This window comes from Microbacterium arabinogalactanolyticum, from assembly GCF_030268005.1.
Taxonomy (GTDB): Bacteria; Actinomycetota; Actinomycetes; order Actinomycetales; family Microbacteriaceae; genus Microbacterium; species Microbacterium arabinogalactanolyticum.
In genome coordinates, this window is sequence record NZ_BRZC01000007.1 from 714594 (window position 1) to 732566 (window position 17973).

Annotated in this window: 15 protein-coding genes; 6 read left to right on the plus strand and 9 right to left on the minus strand. The window is 71.1% G+C overall.

The features are described 5' to 3' along the window. Nucleotides 1-3: 3 nt before the first annotated feature. The gene (locus tag MIAR_RS15020) at nt 4-1104 is read right to left on the minus strand and encodes a substrate-binding domain-containing protein (protein ID WP_285637628.1); all 1101 of its coding nucleotides are present in this window, start codon (nt 1102-1104) and stop codon (nt 4-6) included. Continuing rightward, nucleotides 1101-2957: a heparinase II/III family protein gene (locus MIAR_RS15025; protein WP_285637631.1), complete on the minus strand. Its 1857-nt coding sequence runs from the start codon at nt 2955-2957 to the stop codon at nt 1101-1103. Before MIAR_RS15025 ends, MIAR_RS15020 begins: the two co-directional genes overlap by 4 nt. Before the next feature lie 144 nt (nt 2958-3101). Between MIAR_RS15025 and MIAR_RS15030 the strand changes: the two genes are divergently transcribed. Further along, nucleotides 3102-4118 carry a hydroxyacid dehydrogenase gene (locus tag MIAR_RS15030; protein WP_285637633.1) on the plus strand — a complete coding sequence of 339 codons (1017 nt, stop codon included), beginning with the start codon at nt 3102-3104 and terminating at the stop codon, nt 4116-4118. A gap of 25 nt (nt 4119-4143) precedes the next feature. Here the strand turns inward: MIAR_RS15030 and MIAR_RS15035 are convergent, their stop codons facing one another. The 5 genes from MIAR_RS15035 to MIAR_RS15055 all read right to left on the minus strand — a co-directional run bounded on the left by MIAR_RS15035 (nt 4144) and on the right by MIAR_RS15055 (nt 10050). Further along, on the minus strand, nt 4144-4824 hold the full coding sequence (locus MIAR_RS15035) for a DUF624 domain-containing protein (protein ID WP_285637634.1): 681 nt from the start codon (nt 4822-4824) through the stop codon (nt 4144-4146). A 3-nt stretch (nt 4825-4827) separates the two neighbouring features. After that, nucleotides 4828-5733 carry a carbohydrate ABC transporter permease gene (locus MIAR_RS15040; protein WP_285637635.1) on the minus strand — a complete coding sequence of 302 codons (906 nt, stop codon included), beginning with the start codon at nt 5731-5733 and terminating at the stop codon, nt 4828-4830. Then, nucleotides 5733-6653, minus strand: a complete 921-nt coding sequence (locus tag MIAR_RS15045) for a carbohydrate ABC transporter permease (protein WP_285637636.1) — start codon at nt 6651-6653, stop codon at nt 5733-5735. The genes MIAR_RS15040 and MIAR_RS15045 overlap by 1 nt, the downstream gene beginning before the upstream one ends. A gap of 112 nt (nt 6654-6765) precedes the next feature. Then, complete coding sequence (locus tag MIAR_RS15050) at nt 6766-8058, minus strand: ABC transporter substrate-binding protein (protein WP_285637637.1); 1293 nt, start codon at nt 8056-8058, stop codon at nt 6766-6768. A gap of 48 nt (nt 8059-8106) precedes the next feature. After that, complete coding sequence (locus tag MIAR_RS15055) at nt 8107-10050, minus strand: DUF2264 domain-containing protein (protein ID WP_285637638.1); 1944 nt, start codon at nt 10048-10050, stop codon at nt 8107-8109. Nucleotides 10051-10224: 174 nt separating this feature from the next. On the opposite strand from MIAR_RS15055, the gene MIAR_RS15060 reads away from it, so the two are divergent. Next, nucleotides 10225-11247: a zinc-dependent alcohol dehydrogenase family protein gene (locus MIAR_RS15060; RefSeq protein ID WP_285637639.1), complete on the plus strand. Its 1023-nt coding sequence runs from the start codon at nt 10225-10227 to the stop codon at nt 11245-11247. A 6-nt stretch (nt 11248-11253) separates the two neighbouring features. Here MIAR_RS15060 and MIAR_RS15065 read toward each other — a convergent pair whose 3' ends face one another. Beyond that, the gene (locus MIAR_RS15065) at nt 11254-12219 is read right to left on the minus strand and encodes a LacI family DNA-binding transcriptional regulator (RefSeq protein ID WP_285637640.1); all 966 of its coding nucleotides are present in this window, start codon (nt 12217-12219) and stop codon (nt 11254-11256) included. 65 nt (nt 12220-12284) lie between these two features. Between MIAR_RS15065 and galT the strand changes: the two genes are divergently transcribed. From galT to MIAR_RS15085, 4 genes are all read left to right on the plus strand, one after another. Then, nucleotides 12285-13463: a galactose-1-phosphate uridylyltransferase gene (gene galT / locus MIAR_RS15070; RefSeq protein WP_285637641.1), complete on the plus strand. Its 1179-nt coding sequence runs from the start codon at nt 12285-12287 to the stop codon at nt 13461-13463. A gap of 35 nt (nt 13464-13498) precedes the next feature. Next, nucleotides 13499-14686 (plus strand): galactokinase, encoded by a 1188-nt coding sequence (galK, locus tag MIAR_RS15075; RefSeq protein ID WP_285637642.1) that lies wholly within the window; start codon nt 13499-13501, stop codon nt 14684-14686. Nucleotides 14687-14835: 149 nt separating this feature from the next. After that, entirely contained in the window at nt 14836-15813 is a 978-nt protein-coding gene (gene galE / locus MIAR_RS15080; protein ID WP_285637643.1) for a UDP-glucose 4-epimerase GalE, read from the plus strand. A 6-nt stretch (nt 15814-15819) separates the two neighbouring features. After that, nucleotides 15820-16353 (plus strand): GNAT family N-acetyltransferase, encoded by a 534-nt coding sequence (locus MIAR_RS15085; protein ID WP_285637644.1) that lies wholly within the window; start codon nt 15820-15822, stop codon nt 16351-16353. A 163-nt stretch (nt 16354-16516) separates the two neighbouring features. Here MIAR_RS15085 and MIAR_RS15090 read toward each other — a convergent pair whose 3' ends face one another. Continuing rightward, nucleotides 16517-17947, minus strand: a complete 1431-nt coding sequence (locus MIAR_RS15090) for a gamma-aminobutyraldehyde dehydrogenase (protein ID WP_285637645.1) — start codon at nt 17945-17947, stop codon at nt 16517-16519. Nucleotides 17948-17973 lie beyond the last annotated feature (26 nt).

Genomic DNA, 17973 nt, shown 5'->3' on the forward strand with positions numbered 1-17973 from the left:
GGATCACACCGCGACGGTCGACTCCCGCGCGTACAGCGTCGGCACCACCTGCACCCGCTCGACGGGGCGCGCCGATCCCTCGGTCAGCCGCGCGAGCATGACCTCGACGGCCCGTCGTCCGACGTGCTGCTTGGGAGGGCGCAGCGCCGTGATCGGAGGTGCTCCGCTCTCGGCGACCTCGTCGTCGTAGGCGATGATCGACAGGTCGTCGGGCAGCTCCCAGCCCCGGTCGAGGGCGTTCTGCTGCACCAGCAGCGCCTGCGGGTCGGAGTGGATGAGCATCGCCGAGGTGCCGGTCTCGCGCACGCGGTCGAGCAGCGCCTCCACGAACACGGCCCGCTCCGGGCCCTCCATGTAGTCCAGCGACGCGTTCAGGTCGATGGTCTCCTGCAGCCCGAGCTCCTCGACGGCCTGCGCCCAGCCGCGGCGCAGCTGCCACGAGGTCGGAGACTGGGCCGAGGTGAGGATGCCGACACGGCGGTGCCCCAGCGATGCCAGGTGCGACGCCGCGAGGTGGCCGCCGAACACGTGATCGGTGGTCACCCATTCCAGTCGGGTGAGGGCGAGGGATGCCGGGGCGCGGCGCTCGACGAGCACGACCGGCACCGGCAGCTGCTCCAGCCAGCTCAGCAGGGCGTGCCCGTCGGGCCCTTGGTTCTCGGGCGCCACGATCAGGCCGTGGAATCCGCCGGACTCGACCAGCGAGCTGATCTGCCGGCGCTGATCCTCCGGCTCGTAGCTGGCGCCGCGCAGCACCAGCTGCACGCCGAGCTCGGTCGCCGCGGCCCGGGCGCCGATGACGACCTGCGGCCAGTAATAGCTCAGCGAGGGGACCACCATCCCCACCCGGTAGCGCGGGCCGCCGGCGGATGCGCGGGGTGCGACAGTCGTGTCGAGCCGGCTGCGCAGGGTGGCCCCGCCGTGCACCCGGGTGACGAGGCCTCGATCGGCGAGCTCGCCGATGTCGCGCCGGATGGTCAGCTCGGACACCCCGAACTCGCGCGCCAGGTCCGCCACGCGCACGGCTCCGGCCGTGCGCAGCTGGTCCATGATCCGCTCGCGCCGGGCGATCCCGAACACAGGCGGCATCTCCGAATCGGTCATCGCGCCTCTCCCCTCAGTTCCCAACTCGCACCGGATGCCGGTCGGAACAGCATCCGCGTGACCCGCTCGCCCCACGACCTGCGCAGGTACCGGTCATCGACCTCCACGGTCTCGAACTCGATGTCGGCCGGATCGAAGGTCAGCCGGAGGCCGCGGGAGCCGTCCCGGCCCGGCACGACGATCCCGTCCCCGTCGCGCTCCGGCACGCCCGTGCACACGAAGACGATCCGGGTGGCGGGGTCGTGGAGGGCGTCGCTCTCGTCGCGCACGCTGAGGCCGGCATCCGTGAGCCGCACGGTGCGGATCCAGCGCTCCCCCGCGGGGTGCGCCGCGCTCAGATCGAGCGACCACCCGCCCTCGACAGGATCCATCGCGACCCGCCACTGCGCTCCGGGGAGCTGCACCTCTCCGCGGGGCATCGGCGCGGAGTGCCAGTCGCTGCGCATGTTCCACAGCTCGTAGCGGCGCTCCGAGAACGTCTCGGCGCGATACTCGGCGCGACCGAGATCGGGCAGCAGCGGCACTCCGTCGACGGCCACGGCGATCGACCCCAGGTCGTTGTGATTGTGGTTCTCGCCGTTGTGCCCGCCCTTGGCGACGACGGTGAGCCCAGCGCGCTCGCGGATGCCGAGACCGATCGAGGCGAGGAAGACGTCGGGCCGTGCCGGGCCGGATGCCGGATGCTGCCCCGCATCCGGCGGCGCGTCAGGCGCCGCTGCGGCGAGCGCGCCGGAACGCGCGTCGGTCAGCTCCGCCAGCATCCGTCCGAGGCCGGCGTGCACGCCCTCGTCGAGCCCGCACAGCGGCTGCTCGCCCCGCTCCGCCCGCGCGAACGCCGCGACATCGGAGGTGCCGCACAGCGTCGCCGCTCGCAGCAGCACGTGCCAGGGCGTGCCGGCGTCGGCCCTCGCCTCGGCATCCGCGAAGCTGGCGAACCAGCCCGGGCCCACCTGCACCCGCTGGGGGAAGCGCGCGAGCTCGGCGAGTCCGCGCAGTTCGCCCTCGCGCGCGGCGGTCGCGATGCGGCCGCTGCTGAGCGCGTCGAGCAGGCTCAGGGCGTCGAACGAGCGCCCGCCGCCCTGCCACCAGTAGGCGAAGCCCTCGTCGATCGCGCCGTCGGCGGGCAGCTGCGCGAGATAGCGGTCGAGTCCGTCGACGCAGCGTTCGACGACCCGGTCGCGCAGCGGAGGCCCGGCGAAGGCGAGCGCGGCCGGAAGGAGGTTGGAGTGGATCCACGGCGCCCAGTTGTGCACGTGGTCCTCGGTGCCCTCCCAGTGCCAGTCGCGGGCGAGGAAGGGCTCCAGCACGCGCCTCCGGGCCTCCACGGCCAGCCGATCGCGCAGCCCGGGTGCGTGCTCGTCCAGCTCCCGGCCGAGCAGCAGCGCGGCCCAGGCGACGAGGGCGACGTCCTCCCCCGCGCCGAGGTCGACGAAGGGGTGCTCGGGGTCGGGCACCCGCAGTCCGCGCGAGAACGCGTCGTCGTGCGCGGACCAGCACCAGGTGGACTGCTCGACCTTGAGCCACAGGCCGTTCGCGGCTTCGCGCACCCGCTCCTCGGTCGGGTCGAGGGCCGCGGCGAGCACGGCGAGGCGCGTGCGCCGATTGCGCAGGAAGAGGGCGCTCTCGTACGCCGAGCGGTCGCCCGTGCGCGCATACGCCGCCCAGTCCGACAGCAGCGGCTGCGGCCAGGCCGTCTCGCGCACGCGATCGGCCTCGACGAGGATCGTCTCCTTCGTGCGGAGGTCCAGCCCGTCCCAGAACACCCGGTCGGATGCCGCGGGCACCGGCAGTCCGAGTGCCGGATCCCCGTGCTCGCTCCAGATCGCGCGCAGCGCCCCTCGCCGGATCAGCATCCCGCATCCTCTCGCCGATGAATCTTTATGTTCGAGTGAGTGTTTTCAGCTTCGAATCGGTTGCGTTTGATTGGGTGTTCAGTCTTCACTGGGAAAGCCGCGTCACGCAAGCGGTCTGGCACGCGAACCTCGTTGGAGAAATACATGCCCTCTTCCCGCCCCCGGGCACACGCGGTCATGTCGGCCGAGGCATACGAACTGCTGTTCGACGAGGCCCGCCGCCGCCGCTTCGCGGAGCTCGCCGACGTGCGCACGCCGATGCACATCGCCGATCTCACGGCACCCGGGCTGGACGAGCTGCTGGCCGAGGCCGAGGTGCTGATCACCTCGTGGGGCGCGCCGCGCTTCGAGGCGCCGCTGCTGGACCGGATGCCGCGCCTGCGCGCCGTGTTCCACGCCGCCGGCAGCATCCGCCAGCACGTCTCCGAGGACTTCTGGGAGCGCGGCATCCGCATCACGACCGCGGCCGACGCCAACGCCGTGCCCGTCGCCGAGTTCACGCTCGCGACGATCCTGCTCGCCGGCAAGCGGGTCTTCCCGCACGTGCGCACGCCCGCGGTGGCCGCGGCGGACTGGGGCGGGAACCTGCGCGACTTCGCGATCGGCAACCTCGACCGCACCGTGGGACTGGTCGGGTTCTCCCGCATCGGGCGGCGCGTGGCCGAGCTGCTGCGTCCGTTCACCGGCCTGACGGTGCTCGTCGCCGACCCGTTCGCCGACCCGGCCGAGGTGGCGGCCACCGGCGCCGAGCTCGTCACGCTGGACGAGATGCTCCCCCGCGTGAGCGTGCTCTCGCTGCACGCCCCGGCGCTGCCCTCGACGCACCACATGATCTCGGTGCGCGAGCTCGCCGCGCTGCCCGACGGCGCCACGGTCATCAACACCGCGCGGGGCGCGCTGCTCGACCACGACGCGCTGGTCGCGGAGTGCCGCACGGGCCGGCTGGATGCCGTGCTCGACGTCACCGACCCCGAACCGCTGCCGCTGGACTCGCCGCTGCTGGATCTGCCGAACGTGGCGCTCACCCCGCACCTGGCCGGATCGCTCGGCACCGAGACCCGGCGGCTGACGGACTCCGCCCTGGACGAGCTCCAGGCGTACGCCTCCGGCGCCCCGCTGCTGTACCCGATGGACGCGGTCTCGCTGGCGCGCAGCGCCTGAGAGGCCGCGCCCGACGGCGAGGGGATCACGCTGCCGCTTCGTCCCGAGCGGGCACCTCGCCGAGCACGGGCCGCAGCACGTAGCGCGCGTTCGCCCAGGCGACGTAGAGCGCCGGCGCCGCGGTCAGACCGATCGCGATCGCGGGCATGGTGGTGAACACCGCGATCTGCACGCCGAGCACCGCGAACGTGAGCAGCTGGAAGTACCAGCGCCGCACGCCCAGATACAGGCTCGAGCGCAGCACGTCCCGCAGCCGGGCCGTCGGCACCTCGGCGAGCGCCACGGCTCCGAGCAGGGCGGTCGAGGCGGTCAGCGCCGCCAGGAGCAGCAGCACGGGCACGATCACCACCGAAGCGGCGGAATCCGCCAGCATCCGCACGTCGACCAGCAGCACCACCGCGAGTCCGACAGCCAGCGCACCCAGCAGCATCCCCTTCCGCCAGGTCGCACGCCAGGAGCGCAGATAGGCGCGCACCACCCGGGTCTCGCCCTCGTCGTGCGCCCGGTACGCGCCGAACGCGGCGGTCAGGGCCGGCGCGGCGGGCACCGCAGCGACCGCCAGCAGCGGCCAGGAGCGCATCGGGTCGGTGGTGATCAGCAGCACCACCAGGGGGGATGCCGCCACGAGCACGAGCAGGTTCACCATCAGCCCCAGATACAGCACGCCCAGGATCGAGGCCCAGGTGTCGTGCGCGACGCGCTTCACGGCTCAGCCCTTCATGCCACTGGTCGCGATGCCCTCGACGAAGTACTTCTGCCCGAGCATGAAGATGATCGCGATCGGCACGACCGAGATGCACAGGCCCGCGAAGAGCAGGGCGTAGTTCGTGTCGAACAGGTTGGAGACGAAGCTCTTCAGACCCAGCTGGATCGTCCACAGGTCGGGGTTGCGCAGGTAGATCAGCGGCCCCAGGTAGTCGTTCCACGTGTTCACGAAGGTCAGCAGCGTCAGGCTCGCGATCGCGGGCACCGACAGCGGGATCATGATGCGCCGCCAGATGCCGTACTCGCTCAGGCCGTCCAGCCGTGCGGCCTCGCTGAGCTCCTCCGGGATGGTCTCGTAGTACTGCTTCATCAGGAACACGCCGAAGGCGCCGAACGCCTGGATGAGGATGATCGCCCAGAGCGTGTTGGACACCTTGAGGTTGGACAGCAGGATGAACTGCGGGATCATGTACGACTGCCACGGCACGGCGATCGTGCCGATGTAAGCCAGGAACAGCACATCGCGTCCGGGGAATCGCATGCGCGCGAAGCCGTAGGCCGCGAACGACCCGGTCAGCACCTGCAGGAAGGTCACCACGACCGCCAGCAGCAGGGTGTTGCGGATCCAGGTCAGCATCCCGGACTTCGACCAGATGTCGAGGTAGTTCTGCCAGACGAACGTCTCGGGCCACCACACGATCGGCGCGCTGAACACCTCGTTCGAGGTCTTCAGCGAGCTCAGCAGCATCCAGGCGAACGGCGCGAGCAGGGCGATCGCGGCGACGATCAAGGCGGCGTAGCCGAACACGCGGCCGACGCGACGCGCACCCTGGGAGGAACCGATCGGCGCGGGCTCGGAGAGCCTGCGCATCCGCTTCTCCCCGGTGACCATGAGCTGGGTCTCGGACATCAGGCGCTCCTCCTCTTGTTCCAGAGGAACTGGGCGATGGTGACGATGATGCACAGCAGGAACAGCGCGACAGAGGCGGCGGAGGCGTAGCCGAACTGCGACTCCACGAAGCCCTTGCGGTAGATGAACTGCGACAGCACCATGGTCGCCTGACCAGGACCGCCGTTCGTCATGACGAGGATCAGGTCGAAGATCTTCAGCGAGTTGATGGTGAGCATCACGGTGACGAAGAACATCGTCGGGCGCAGGCACGGCAGGGTCACGTTCAGGAAGCGCTGCCAGACGTTCGCGCCGTCGACGCGCGCGGCCTCGTGCAGCTCGCGCGGCACGGTCTGCAGCCCGGCGAGGAACAGGATCATGTAGTAGCCCATGTCGCGCCAGGTGCTGACGATGACGACGGCGGGCATCGCCCAGTCCTTCGAGGTGAGCCAGCCGGGCGGGTGCGCGATGCCGATCGAGCGCAGCACGGCGTTGATCGGGCCGAAGTCGGGGCTGAACAGCAGGTTCCACACCACGGCGATCGCGACGATCGAGGTGATGTACGGGAAGAAGGCGGCGGTGCGGAAGAACGCCACCCCGCGCAGCTTGCTGTTCAGCAGCAGCGCGAGCCCGAGTGAGACGACGATGGTGAGCGGGATGTGCATCACCGAGTAGTAGATGGTGTTCCAGAACGAGATCCGGAAGCTGCCGTCGCCGAGCAGCCGCTGGAAGTTGGCGAACCCGACCCAGTCGGCCTTGCCGAAGACGTTCCAGTTCGTGAACGCCATGTAGAACAGGATCAGCACGGGCACGAGCGTGAAGGCCGCGAAACCGGCGAAGTTCGGGAGGATGAACGTCCACCCGATCAGGGTGTTCCGGCGGCGCAGCGCCGAGCGCCGGCGCGGCGGCCGGTTCGGGGGCGGGGCGACGGTGCTGGTCATGGGGATTCCTTCGTCGGGCTGAAGACGGATGGCGGACGCGGGGCGGCGGATGCCGGGGTGCGTCACGCGCGGGAAGCGGGGCCGGCCTCGTCGGCCGGCCCCGCGCAGCGGGTCAGTCCAGGCCGACCTCGTTGGAGACGCGGTCCTGTGCCTCCTTGATCGCGGCGTCGACCGGCGTGGAGCCGGACATGATCGCCGTGTGCATGTCGCTCAGGATGCCCTGGATCGCCGCGGTCTTGCTCGAGGTGGGGTTCTCGGCGAGCACCTTGTGCGTCGACCATGCGAACTTCGACAGGTCGTCGGTCGGCGCGCCCTTGACACCGAAGTAGGTGTCGGCGACGGTGCTGCTGTTCAGCGCCGGGGTGATGCCGATGCCGGCGAGTACCTGCGCGGCGTCCTCGCTGGACGCGAAGGCGAGGAACTTCTTCGCGGCCGCGGCCTTCTCCGGGCTGGCTGCGGCGTTGACGCCGAAGCCGGTCGGGTCGCCGAAGGTGACCGGGGTGTTGTCGAGCCCCGCCGTCTTCGCGCTGAGCTGCGGGATCGGCGCGATGCCCCATGAGAAGGCATCCGCGTCGCCCGAGGCCTGCTGCGCGATGAGCGTGGCGACGAACCAGGTGCCCATCGGCATCATCGCGGCCTTCTGCTTGCCGAACTCGCCCTGGTAGGTGAGCTGATTGGCGCTGGAGGTGTTGAAGTCGACGACGTCGCCGTCCTTCTGCAGCTTGAGCACGCGCTCGTAGAACGGCGTCATGTAGTCGTACTTGCCCTTGAGCACGTTCGACCCGGTCTGCGAGTTGGCGAAGCCCTGCACGACCGACTGCCAGCGGTGCAGGTAGGCGCCCTTCGCGCCGCCGGCGCCGGCGGTCAGCTCGGCGGCGGCCTTGTCGAAGTCGTCCCAGGTCCACGAGCCGTCGGGCTCGGCGACGCCGGCCTTCTTGAACAGGTCCTTGTTGTAGAAGAGCACCCAGGAGTCCTGCCGGTACGGCGTCGCGTACGCCTTGCCGTCGACCTTGTAGGAGTCGGCGCCGCCGATGCCCTTGGGCAGCTTCACGTCGGAGACGTCGAGCAGCTGGCCGCCCTCCTGCAGGGTGGTGACGTACTTGACCTCCTTCTGCGTGATGATGTCGGGGCCGGAGCCGGCGGCGAGGTCGGCGGTGATCAGCGTGTTGTAATCCGTCGCGTCGTACTCCTTGAGGTTGATCGTGATGTCGGGGTTCTTCTCGTGGAACGCGTCCGCGAGCGCCTTGAACTCCGGCGTGGTGTCGACGCTCCATGCCGACATCGTGAGGGTGACGGGACCGCTGGAGGCTGCGGGCTTGTCGGCCTCGGTGCTGCCGCTGCATCCGGCGAGCGCCAGCGCTGCCACAGCGGCGATGCTGCCGACGGCGAGGATCCTTCTGTTCATGCTGTTCGTGCTCCTTCGTGATTGCGGTCTGGCCGCGGTTCGGGTGTCTCAGTCTTCGTTCGAGGGGAGTCGGCTGGTGGTGCGGCGGCCGTCCGGCCAGACGACCGTCGCCGCACCGGCTTCGAGGGTGAGGGCGGGTGCGGATGCCGCGGATCCGGCGCCGTCCGCCGCGTCGCCGCTCAGCTGCACCGCCGCGGCGATCCACCGCCCGGTCTCCGGTGTGGTCGCGAGGACGGGCACGGCGGCGTCGGGGCCGAGGGGGCTGGCGTCCTGCCGCCGCTCGATGCCGGGGTCGAGACCGGGGGTGAGCGCCACGAGAGCGCTGGTCAGGTCGCCGAGGCGGGCGGATGCCGCATCCTCGGATGCCGTGGCGACCACCTCGCCCTGCTCTCCGGCGATGGCCCAGCCGCCGATCCGCAGCCGGGCGCCGTCGCTCTCGAGGGCGTCGACGCGGATCAGCCGCACCTCCCACGCGCCCCGCACGATCGAGCAGGTCGTGATCCGCCCGGCGAACACGACCTCGCCGCCGATGCCGGCGCCGTGCCGCGTCTGGACGGGGGCCGGATCGATCCAGTGCACGTGCGCCGACGACGAGGCCACGGCGATGTCGCCGTCGCGCGCGATGCCGAGCAGCGTCAGCCCGGTGCGGTGGGTGGCCCGGCCGGTCGCGTCGACGAGCGCGACGGACTGCTCCAGCGGCTCGGCCCACGCGTCGCCGTTCAGGAGCGGGGACGCGGCGGTGGAGTATCCCAGTCGCGCGTACAGCGGGGAGTCGCCGGCGACCGCCCCCGGCTGCGCGTGGTCGGTGCCGTGGTTGATCACGCGGACGATGCCGTCGGACGCCGTTCCGGAGACGATCCAGCCGGCGGGTGCCACCACGCGCAGGTCGTCGGGGAACGGCGCGGGTTCCGGGGCAGCCCAGACCGGATGGTCGGCAGGAAGCGCGATGCCCAGCATCCCCTTCGACGCCCAGTAGGGCGATCCGGGGCCGGAGTAGCTCTGCGCGAGGCGCCGCCACTCGCCGTGCCAGCCCATCGTGAGCAGGTCGTCGCGGTCCGGAGCCCCGTGCTCGTCGAAGTGCGCGATGATGCCCATCGCGGTACGGCGCAGGATGCCGAGGTCGGTGGACGGGACCTGCGCGAACGCGCCGACCCAGAAGGGAGCGGCGGCGGCGAACCGGTAGATCAGGCTGCGCCCCTCGATCAGCGGGCCGCCGTCGGCGCCGACCAGGTGCACGGCGTCCTGCAGGTAGCCGTCGAGTGCCTCGACGTCGCCGGCGAAGCGCTCGGGGGCTATCTCGCCGGCACCCTGCATGCGAGACCAGAGCACCGGGTACAGGTGCAGCGCCCAGCCGACGTAGTGGTCGTAGTTGCGGTCGTCGCCGTCGGAGAACCAGCCGTCGCCGCGGGCGAAGGAGTCGTGCCTGGCGAGGTCGTCGGCGATGTCGGATGCCGACCAGGGACCGCCGACCGAGCGCAGGAAGGTCTGCACCACGATGCGGAACCACACCCAGTTGTTCTGCGGGTAGGTGGTGTCGCCCACGACGGGCGAGAGGTACTCGATCACGCGCTGCTGGGTCGTCTCGTCGAGCCGGTCCCAGATCCAGGGCCGGGTCATGTCGAGGATGAGCGCGATCGAGGCGGCCTCGACCTTGGCCTGAGGGTGCTCGTCGAGCCGCACCCAGCGCTCTTCGGACGCCGGGTCGACGCCGGCCGCGATCCCGCGGCTGTAGTCGTGGATCAGCCGGTCCACGCCCTCGCCGCGCGCGCCGGCGATGCGGAAGCCCGCGAGCAGGAAGGTGCGGGCGAAGCCCTCCAGGCCGTCCACCGCCGCGCCGTAGCCGCCGGGAGCACCGGGGGGCGTGATGCGGGCGAAGCCGGGCGACGCCCATGCCGCCGCGCCGCTCAGCATCCGATCGGCGAAGGCGACCAGTGCCTCCCTCGATCCGCTCCGCAGCGGGCTGCGATGAGGAGTCGTCGGCGTGGGGGTCACAGGGTCTCCTTCGAACAGCGATCCGCACCCGGGAAAGGGTGACTGTTTCAGGAGATTAGCAATCCGTTTTGATCGCCTCAAGAAGGTTTACGTTCCACCATGAACGTTCATGATCGTTTATCGAAACGTGTCCTCCGCGCCCGGGGAAGCGCTTGCCGGGCGCATAGTGGAAGCATGCGCGCAGTCATCATGCACGGCCCCGGCGACGTCCGGGTCGAAGAGCTCCCCCTGCCCTCCCTCGTCGAGCCGACGGATGCCATCATCCGGCTCGACGCGACCTGCATCTGCGGATCGGACCTCTGGCCCTACCGCGGCATCCAGCCGATCAAGCGTCCCATCCGGATGGGTCATGAGTACATCGGCACTGTTGAGCAGGTCGGCGCGGAGGTGCGAGACCTCGCGGTCGGCGACTTCGTGGTCGGCTCGTTCATGGCATCCGACGGCACCTGCGAGATCTGCCGTGCCGGCTACCAGTCCCGGTGCATCCACGTGGTGGGAATGGGCTCGGTGGGAACGCAGGCCGAGTACGCGCGCGTCCCCTGGGCCGACGGCACGCTCGTGAAGGTGACCGGCGACCTGACCCCCGAGCGCCGGCGCAGCCTGCTCGCCGCATCCGATGTGCTCGGCACCGGGTGGTTCGCGGCGGTCGCCGCCGAGGCGGGGCCGGGAAAGACGGTCGCCGTGGTGGGCGACGGCGCGGTCGGGCTGTGCGGCATCCTCGCCGCCCGGCAGCTGGGCGCGGAGCGGATCATCGCGATGTCCCGGCACGCCGACCGGCAGGAGCTCGCGCGCCGGTTCGGCGCGACCGACATCGTCGAGGAGCGCGGGGATGCCGGGGTGGAGCGCATCAAGGAGCTCACCGGCGGCTACGGCGCGCACTCCACGATCGAGGCCGTCGGCACGCAGGAGTCCATGCAGCAGGCGATGCGCGCCACCCGCGCCGGCGGGCATGTGGGCTTCGTGGGTGTCTCGCACGACGTGACGATCGACGGCAGCGAGCTATTCTACTCGGGTGTCCACCTGCATGGCGGACCGGCGCCGGTGCGCCGCTGGCTGGCCGACCTGGTCGAGCTCATCATGACGGATGCCATCGACCCCGGTGTCGTGTTCGATCTCACACTCCCCCTCGACGAGGCCGCCGAGGGCTACCGGGCCATGGATGAGCGCCGCGCCACGAAGGTGCTGCTCGAGTTCTGACCCGCCTCAGGCGCTCGCGCGCACGATGAGCGCGGGCGCCAGGAGCGAGGTCGCCGCGCGGCCGCCCTCGATGTCCGCGATCAGCACCTGCACGGCCTGCTCGCCCAGCGCGTCGAAGTCCTGCCGCACGGTGGTCAGCGGGGGCTGGAACTGAGCGGCATCCGCGATGTCGTCGAAGCCGATCACCGCGACATCCTCGGGAACGCGGCGTCCGGCGTCGGCGAGAGCCCGCAGCGCGCCGAGCGCCATCTGATCGTTGGCCGCGAAGATCGCGGTGGCCTCGGACAGCTGCCCCGCGCGCGCGTGACCGGATGCCGCGCTCCAGTCGCCGCGCACGATCTCGGGCGCAGCGATGCCGGCGGCGGCGAGCGCCTGCCGCCAGCCGCGCTCGCGTTCGGCGGCCGCGAACGAGCCCTCGGGGCCGGCGAGGTGGTGCACGATGGCGTGGCCCGCGGCGAGCAGGTGCTCCGTCGCGGCGCGGGCCCCCGCGGCGTGGTCGGTGCCGATCACCGTGAAGCGCTCGTCGGGCGCGGAGTCGACCACCACCAGGCGGAGGCCGGCGGACGCCGCGTCGCGGGCCAGCGCGGTCGCCTCGTTGAGCACGATCGCGCCGTCCACGCCCTGATCGCGCAGACGGTCGAAGGCGTCATCGATGTCGCCACCGGCGCCGAGCGTCACGACGGTCACCGCATAGCCGTGGGAAGCCGCGGACTCGGCCACGGCCTGCAGCATCCGCGAGTTGCCGACCGTGGCGAGTGTCTGCGCGACCAGGCCGAGCGTGTGCGTGCGTCCGGTGCGCAGGGCGCGCGCCGCGCGGTTCGGGCGGTAGCCGAGCTCGGCCATCGCCTGCTCCACGCGCGCGCGGGTGTCCGGGTCCACCTTGGGGCTGTCGTTGGCGACCCGGGAGACGGTCTGACCGGACACGCCGGCCCGCTGGGCGACCATCGCCATCGACACGCGCCTGTTCGGCATCCGCTTCCCTCCGCCGCAACTCCGGATTGTTGACGTTACCACGGCCGAAGCGGTACCGTGTTGACGTGAACATCGAAGAATCTCCGGAGTTGCGGATCACCGAGCTCGGCGCGGGCGTCGTCAAGCGCGCCACCCGGCTGGCCGACGGACGCGAGCTGTTCTACTACGACGACCCCGGCACCTCCCTCGACGCGGAGCGCGCGATCGACGCCCGCACCCTCGACGAGCGTCCCGAGACCGCGACCATGCGTCAGGACGTGCTCTCCGGCGACTGGATCACCTTCGCGACCAAGCGGCAGAACCGGGTCATGATGCCCGGCGCCGACGCCGACCCGCTGGCGCCGCAGACGCCGACGAACCCGTCCGAGGTGCCCTCGCGCTACGACGTCGCGGTGTTCGAGAACCGCTCCCCCGCCTTCGGCCCTGCGCTGACGGATGCCACGGACACCGCGCCCGCGGCATCCGACCCGCCCCGCGGTCTCGACGACATGGCGCACCTCGGCATCGGCCGCACCCGCACCAGCGCAGGACGCTGCGAGGTCGTCTGCTTCAGCCCCGAGCCCGAGGGGTCGCTGGGCACCCAGTCCGTCACCCGCGCGCGCACCATCATCGAGGCGTGGGCGGACCGCACCGCGGCCCTGTCGGCGCTGCCCGGCATCGAGCAGGTGTTCCCGTTCGAGAACCGCGGCGAGGCCATCGGCGTGACCCTCCCGCATCCGCATGGCCAGATCTACTCCTACCCGTACATCACCCCGCGCACGCAGCGCCTGCTCGACAGCATCGCGCGCACCGCACCCGACCTGATGACGCGAGTGCTCGAGTCGGAGCAGTCCTCCAGCCGCGTCGTGCTGCAGAACGAGCACTGGACGGCGTTCGTGCCCTTCGCCGCCCGCTGGCCGCTCGAGGTGCAGGTCATGCCGCACCGGCACGCCGCCGACTTCACCGAACTGACGTCCGCGGAGCGGGATGCGCTCGCCCCGCTGTTCCTGCGGCTGCTGCGCGGCGTCGACGCGCTGTACGAGACCCCGACCGCGTACATCGGCGCCTGGCATCAGGCTCCGGTGAACGTCGGCCGCGACAGCATCCGGATGCGATTCGAGCTGACCAGTCCGCGCCGCGCCGCCGACAAGCTGAAGTTCCTGGCCGGTACCGAGGCCGCCATGAACGCCTGGAGCGCCGAGATCCTCCCCGAGGACACGGCGGCCCGCCTGCGCGACGCGATCGACACCATCCCCGCCCTCTGACCCGCCGCACCACTTTCTTCAGCCCTGGAGTCCCCATGACCGCACTCACCGCCGCCCGTGACCTGTTCGCGTCGTCCTTCGGGCACGAGCCCGACGGCGTCTGGTCCGCTCCCGGACGCGTGAATCTGATCGGCGAGCACACCGACTACAACGAGGGCTTCGTGCTGCCGTTCGCGATCCAGCACCGCACGTACGCGGCGGTGGCGCCGCGCACCGACGACCGGATCCGGGTGACCTCGAGCTTCGCGCGCCTGACCGTCGAGTGCGCGCTGGACGACCTGGAGAGCATGTTCCCCGTCGAGTACCAGGGCGCCGACCGTGACGTCCCGGAATGGTCTGCGTACGTGCTCGGCGTCGCGTGGGCGCTGCGCGCGTCGACGGGCTCAGCGTCCCCGCAGCGCGGCGTGGACATCGCGATCGCCTCCGACGTGCCGGTCGGGGCGGGGCTGTCCTCCTCGGCCGCGATCGAGGGAGCCGTGGCATCCGCCCTGAACGACCTCTGGGAGCTGGGACTGGATCCGGTCGCCCTCGCCCAGGTCGGTCGCAAGGCCGAGAACGAGGCCGTCGGCGCACCGACCGGGATCATGGATCAGATGTCGTCGATGCTCGGCCGACCGGATGCCGCGACCTTCATCGACTGCCGCAGTCTGGAGGCGAAGTCCGTTCCGACGGGCTTCCGCGACGCCGGGCTCGAGGTGCTCGTGATCGACACGCGGGTCACGCACGCCCACTCCACCGGCGGCTACCGGGAGCGCCGGGAGTCCTGCGAGCGGGGCGCGCAGCTGCTCGGCATCCGCTCCCTGCGCGACGCGAGCGTCTCCGACCTGCCGCGCGCGGCCGAGATCATGGACGACGTCACGTTCCGCCGGGTGCGGCACATCGTCACCGAGAACCAGCGCGTGCTCGACACGGTCGCCGCCCTCACCGAGCAGGGGCCGCAGGCGATCGGCGACCTCCTGGTCGCCTCGCACGCATCCATGCGCGACGACTTCGAGATCTCGGTCGCCGAGCTCGACACGGCAGTGGACACCGCGCTGGCGAACGGCGCGATCGGCGCCCGGATGACCGGCGGTGGCTTCGGCGGAGCGGCGATCGCGCTGGTCTCGCACGCGGATCTGCAGCGGGTGTCGGATGCGGTCGAGCGGGCGTTCGCGGATGCCGGCTTCACCGCGCCGCATATCTTCACGGTCTCGCCCTCCGAGGGCCCCCGCCGCGACGCCTGACCCCGCCCACGCGAGATTCCCGCCCCTGTTGGCCTACCTCGCCCCCGCTGATTTACGTGAATGAACAGGGGCGAAGTAGCTGAGCAGGGGCGAGGACGATCACATTTGACACAATGGAACCCGCGCGTCCGCGCGACGGAAGGAGACCCATGTCCTGGCTTGTCACCGGCGGTGCCGGCTACATAGGAGCGCACGTGGTGCGCGCACTGGCATCCGCGGGTCTCACCCCGGTCGTACTGGACGACCTGTCCAGCGGGCGTCCGTCTTTCGTGCCCGAGGGCGTGACGCTGGTCGAGGGCAGCATCCTCGACCGCGAGCTCATCGAGCGCACCCTGCGCGAGCACAATGCGGAGGGCGTGATCCACGTCGCGGGCTTCAAGTACGCCGGCGTCTCCGTGCAGCGCCCGCTGCACACGTACGCGCAGAACGTGGAGGGCACCCGGGTGATCCTCGAGGCCATGGAGGCCGCGGGCGTCGCGAACATCGTGTTCTCCTCCAGCGCCGCCGTCTTCGGCACCCCCGACGTCGAGCTCGTCACCGAGGACACCGTCAAGCGGCCGGCCAGCCCGTACGGCGAGTCGAAGCTCATCGGCGAGTGGCTGCTGCACGACCAGGGCGTCGCGACGGCGACATCCGAGAAGCCCCTGCGGCACACCTCGCTGCGCTACTTCAACGTGGTCGGCTCCGCTGACCCGACGGTCTACGACGTGAGCCCGCACAACCTGTTCCCGATCGTGTTCGAGGCGCTGCTCGAGGGCCGCACCCCGCAGATCAACGGCGACGACTACGACACCCCCGATGGAACCAACGTGCGCGACTACGTGCACGTCGGCGACATCGCGGCCGCGCACGTCGTGGCCGCACAGCGCCTCGCCGCAGGCGAGTCGATCGAGCCCGCCTACAACCTCGGCTCGGGCGACGGGCTGAGCGTGAAGCAGATCATGGATGCCATGGTGCGCGTCACCGGCATCGACTTCGTCCCCGCGATCGGTCCGCGCCGCCCCGGCGACCCCGACCGCATCGTCGCAGCTGGCGACCTCGCCGACCGCGACCTGGACTGGACGATGCGGTACACGGTCGACGAGATGGTGCGCTCGGGCTGGGAGGCCCGGCGCAACGCCGGCTGAGCTCCGATGGTCCTCGAGCTTCGCCCCGCGGCCGTCGCGGACGCCGACGGCATCGCCGAGGTGCACGTGCGCTCCTGGCAGGCGGCCTATCGCGGGCTGATGCCGCAGGAGGTGCTCGACGGCCTGTCCATCGCCGAGCGGGCCGCGAACTGGGCGCGCATCCTGGGCGAGACCGGGCGCGGATCGCAGACGCTCGTGGTGCTCGACGGTTCCCGGGTCGTGGGGTGGGCGAGCTTCGGCGACGCCAGGGATGCGGATGCCGATGGTGCCGGCTCAGCGGTCGGCACCGGCGAACTGTGGGGCATCTACGCGCACCCCGACGCCTGGTCCACCGGCGTCGGGCACCTGCTGATCTCCGCCGTCGAGGACGCCCTGCGGGAGGCCGGTCATGAGACCGCGTACCTGTGGGTGCTCGCGGGCAACGACCGGGCATCCGGCTTCTATGAGCGCCACGGCTGGCACGCCGACGGCGCGAGCAAGGTCGACGAGCGCCCGGGCCTCGTGCTCAACGAGCTCCGCCACGTGAAGCGCCTGGCCTGAAGCACCGCGCCGGCGTCTATCGGCCCACCACAACCCGCGCGCCCGGACACAGGAGGATTGCTGAGCACAGGAGAATTCCAGTCCGGAATGTCCTGTTCTCAGTAATCCCCCTGTTTTCGGAGACTCCCGGGTGGCGGCGCCGCCGGGCAGCGCACCCGCCCGCTCAGTCCAGCGCGGTCATCACGTGCTTGATGCGCGTGTAGTCGTCGAAGCCGTACTGCGACAGGTCCTTGCCGTAGCCGGAGTGCTTGAAGCCGCCGTGCGGCATGTCGGACACGAAGGGGATGTGGGTGTTCACCCACACGCACCCGAAGTCCAGGTCGCGGGTGAATCGCAGGGCGCGGCCGTGGTCGCGGGTCCACACGGATGCCGCCAGCGCGTACCGCACGCCGTTCGCCATCGCGAGCGCCTCGTCGTCGGTCTCGAAGGACTGCACGGTCAGCAGCGGGCCGAACACCTCGTCCTGCACGGCCTCGTCATCCTGCCGCATGCCCGAGACGATGGTCGGCTCGAAGAAGTACCCGCGCTCGCCCTGCCGGCGGCCGCCGGTCTCGATCCTCGCGTGCGCGGGGAGGCGATCGACGAAGCCCTGCACCTGCGCGAGCTGCGCGGCGCTGGAGAGCGGCCCGAAGAACACGCCCTCCTCGTGCGGGCCGCCGGTGCGGGCGTGCGTGCGCGTGCGGTCCACCAGCATCCGCACCAGTTCGTCATGCACCGAGGAGTGCACGAGCACGCGGGTCGCGGCCGTGCAGTCCTGCCCGGCGTTGAAGAACGCCGCTGCCACGATCCCCTCCGCGGCCTTCTGCAGCAGGGCGTCAGAGAAGACCACGGCGGGCGCCTTGCCGCCCAGCTCCAGATGCACGCGCTTCAGATCGTTCGCGGCTGATGAGGCGACCGCCATGCCCGCGCGCACCGATCCGGTGATCGCCACCATCTGCGGCACGGGATGCGCGACCAGCGTCGCCCCGGTCTCCCGCGCCCCGAGCACGACGTTCAGCGTGCCTGCCGGGGTGTGCTCGGCGACGATCTCGGCGAGCAGCAGCGTGGAGCGCGGGGTGGACTCGGCGGGCTTGAGCACCACCGTGTTGCCTGCGGCGAGCGCCGGGGCGATCTTCCACACCGCCATGTTCAGCGGGTAGTTCCAGGGCGTGACCTGCCCGATCACCCCGATCGGCTCGCGCCGCACGTAGGAGGTGTGTCCGGCGAGGTACTCCCCGGCGGCTCGCCCCTCCAGACTGCGGGCGGCCCCGGCGAAGAAGCGCAGCTGGTCGACGGACTGCTCGATCTCGTCGGCAACGAGCGTGGCGCGCGGTTTTCCGGTGTCCTGCGACTCCAGGTCGGCGAACTCCTCGGCCCGCGCGGCCATGGCATCCGCGATCCGGAACAGCGCGAGCTGGCGCTCGGCCGGCGTCGTGTCGCGCCAGATCGTGAACGCTGCAGCGGCGGCCGCGTAGGCGGCGTCCAGGTCATCCGCGTCGGAGAGGGGGATACTGCCGTCGACCTCGCCGGTCGCGGGGTCGATGAGGTCGAGGGTGCCGGTGCCGTGGGCATCCCGGAAGGACCCACCGATGTGGTTCTGCAGCGTCGTCAGCATGCCGACACTCTACTCATGCGAATGCG